This window comes from Moraxella lacunata (assembly GCF_002027545.1).
GTDB classification, from domain to species: Bacteria; Pseudomonadota; Gammaproteobacteria; order Pseudomonadales; family Moraxellaceae; genus Moraxella; species Moraxella lacunata.
Genome location: NZ_MXAN01000125.1, coordinates 1 through 2,308 on the forward strand (window position 1 = coordinate 1; position 2,308 = coordinate 2,308).

Consider the following 2,308-nt stretch of genomic DNA (forward strand, 5'->3'; position numbering starts at 1 on the left):
ATTTGGGGGTCGGTTCATTTTCGCCCTGTTTATTCATTGGGAAGACAAAAGGGGACAAGATGATTGAGATTGCCATTCACGAGATACAGCCTAAGCACATAGAACAAGCCATTTTGGGCGAAGAGTTAGTTTTTATCAAAGACGGGCAGGCTTATAAAATGAATTTAATACCCGAAAATAAACTTGCTAAAAAATCACGCAAAGCAGGCAGTGCCAAAGGGCAAATTAAAATGGCAGATGATTTTGATGAGCCTTTGGATTGTTTTGTTGAGTATATACCAAAATAAGAGTGTTTGATGAAATTATTATTAGATACACACACTTTTTTATGGTTTATTGATGATAACAATAAATTGTCATCTTATGCACGTCAATTGATTGAGAATATTGATAATCAATGCTTTATTAGCATGGCAAGTTTATGAGAAATGAGTATAAAACCATCATTGGGAAAATTAGACATTCCACTACCCATGACAAATTTATATCGCAATCATATCATGGCTAATGATTTTGAAATATTGCCATTAACTTTCGATTGTTTGCAAATTATCCATGATTTACCATTTTATCATAATGACCCATTTGATAGGATGATTATTGCTCAATCTATTAGTAAAAATATACCAATTCTTGGTTGTGATAATGCATTTAAAAATTATGATGTGCAATGTTTTTGGGAATAACTAGGTGGGGATAAGATGATTGAGATTATGATTAACCATACCGAACAGCAACAAATCGCCCACGCCTTAGAGCAAATATCGTTGGGCGAAAAAGTATTGCTATCAAGCAATGGCAAAAGTTTTGTGGTATTGCCTGCTGATGAGCCTGTCATGCCATATGAGCATAACCCAAAGGCGACCATGAAAGAGGTATTTAAAAACATTAAAATCCAGCTACCGCCTGATTATAAATTTGACCGTGAAGAAGCAAACAGTCGCTAAGGGTTTTTATGAATAAATCATGCTTTTTTGATAGCAATATCTTGATTTATGCCATGAGCGATGATTATCCAAAAAATCAAATTGCCCAAGAATTGTTAAATACTCATCACGTTGTAATTAGCACGCAGGTGATTAATGAATTTTGCAATGTGATGATTAAAAAGAGATATGTTGATTTTGATAAATTAACTTATATTATTTCTGCATTTGCCAATGACTATGATATTTTAACAGTTGATACAAAATTGGCTATTCATGCTTTAAATATCAAAGCCAAATATCACTATTCCTATTGGGATAGTCTAATGATTGCTTGTGCCTTGCAATCAAATACACCCATTTTATATTCCGAAGATATGCACCATAATCATATCATTGAAAACAAACTTACCATTATCAATCCATTTTATAAGGAAAACCCATGACGCTAACCGCCAAATCCACCATTGAATTATCATCACCATCAGGCGACATCAAAATTGCCAATGATTTGCCATTTGTGCTATTTGGTGGCATGAATGTTTTAGAAAGTCAAGAATTGGCATTTGAGATTGCCGAGAGCTATATTGAGACTTGCAAGAAACTTGATATTGGCTATGTGTTTAAGGCAAGTTTTGATAAAGCCAACCGTTCTAGCCTGCACTCCTTTCGGGGGCCTAGCCTAGATACGGGGCTAACGTGGCTAAACGACATCAAAGAAAAATACGGCGTGCCAATCATCACAGACGTACACGAACCCTACCAAGCGTCCCCTGTGGCAAAGGTGGCGGACGTGCTACAAATCCCTGCGTTTTTGAGCCGTCAAACCGACCTTGTGAGTGCCATTGCTCGCACAGGGGCGGTGATTAACATCAAAAAAGCTCAATTCCTTGCCCCGCACGAAATGCGACATATCATAGGCAAATGCCTAGAAGCAGGCAATGATAACATCATCTTGTGTGAGCGTGGCACGTCTTTTGGCTATAATAACCTTGTGGTGGATATGCTTGGCTTTGACACGATGAAAGCGATGAATGTGCCCGTATTTTTTGACGTAACGCACGCCCTACAAGAACCAGGGGCGAGAGTGGACAGTGCAGGCGGTCGCCGTAGTCAGATTACTACCTTGGCAAGAGCGGGTATGGCAACGGGACTGGCAGGGCTGTTTTTGGAGGCTCACCCAGACCCTGATAAAGCCAAATGCGATGGTCCTTGTGCGTTGCGACTGTCGCAATTAGAACCGTTTTTACGCCAATTAAAAGAGTTGGATAATTTGGTAAAAGGGTTTGAAAAATTAGACACGCATTGATTTTAATGGCAAGGATAGTTTATTCTTGCCATTTTTTAATGGTTGTAAAATAGTTATAGTCATTTAACTTCAA

The 2,308-nt window shown here is 38.2% G+C and carries 5 protein-coding genes; all 5 read left to right on the forward strand.

Features of this window, described 5'->3' with window-relative positions; translation table 11 throughout:
* A partial coding sequence (locus tag B5J94_RS13360; protein WP_211271099.1) for a type II toxin-antitoxin system Phd/YefM family antitoxin occupies nt 1-287 on the forward strand: 287 nt, incomplete at its 5' end.
* Between the two features lie 141 nt (nt 288-428).
* Complete coding sequence (locus tag B5J94_RS13365; protein ID WP_211271100.1) at nt 429-686, forward strand: type II toxin-antitoxin system VapC family toxin; 258 nt, start codon at nt 429-431, stop codon at nt 684-686.
* A gap of 15 nt (nt 687-701) precedes the next feature.
* Entirely contained in the window at nt 702-947 is a 246-nt protein-coding gene (locus tag B5J94_RS13370; protein ID WP_062501585.1) for a hypothetical protein, read from the forward strand.
* 8 nt (nt 948-955) lie between these two features.
* Nucleotides 956-1,372 carry a PIN domain-containing protein gene (locus B5J94_RS13375; protein WP_062501586.1) on the forward strand — a complete coding sequence of 139 codons (417 nt, stop codon included), beginning with the start codon at nt 956-958 and terminating at the stop codon, nt 1,370-1,372.
* Nucleotides 1,369-2,235, forward strand: a complete 867-nt coding sequence (kdsA, locus tag B5J94_RS13380) for a 3-deoxy-8-phosphooctulonate synthase (protein ID WP_062501588.1) — start codon at nt 1,369-1,371, stop codon at nt 2,233-2,235. The genes B5J94_RS13375 and kdsA overlap by 4 nt, the downstream gene beginning before the upstream one ends.
* The last annotated feature ends 73 nt before the right edge of the window (nt 2,236-2,308 follow it).

Coding starts and splice junctions, on each gene's coding strand:
- B5J94_RS13365 (WP_211271100.1), top strand. CDS start 429: ATGAGTATAAAACCATCATTGGGAAAATTAGACATTCCACTACCCATG.
- B5J94_RS13370 (WP_062501585.1), top strand. CDS start 702: ATGATTGAGATTATGATTAACCATACCGAACAGCAACAAATCGCCCAC.
- B5J94_RS13375 (WP_062501586.1), top strand. CDS start 956: ATGAATAAATCATGCTTTTTTGATAGCAATATCTTGATTTATGCCATG.
- kdsA (WP_062501588.1), top strand. CDS start 1,369: ATGACGCTAACCGCCAAATCCACCATTGAATTATCATCACCATCAGGC.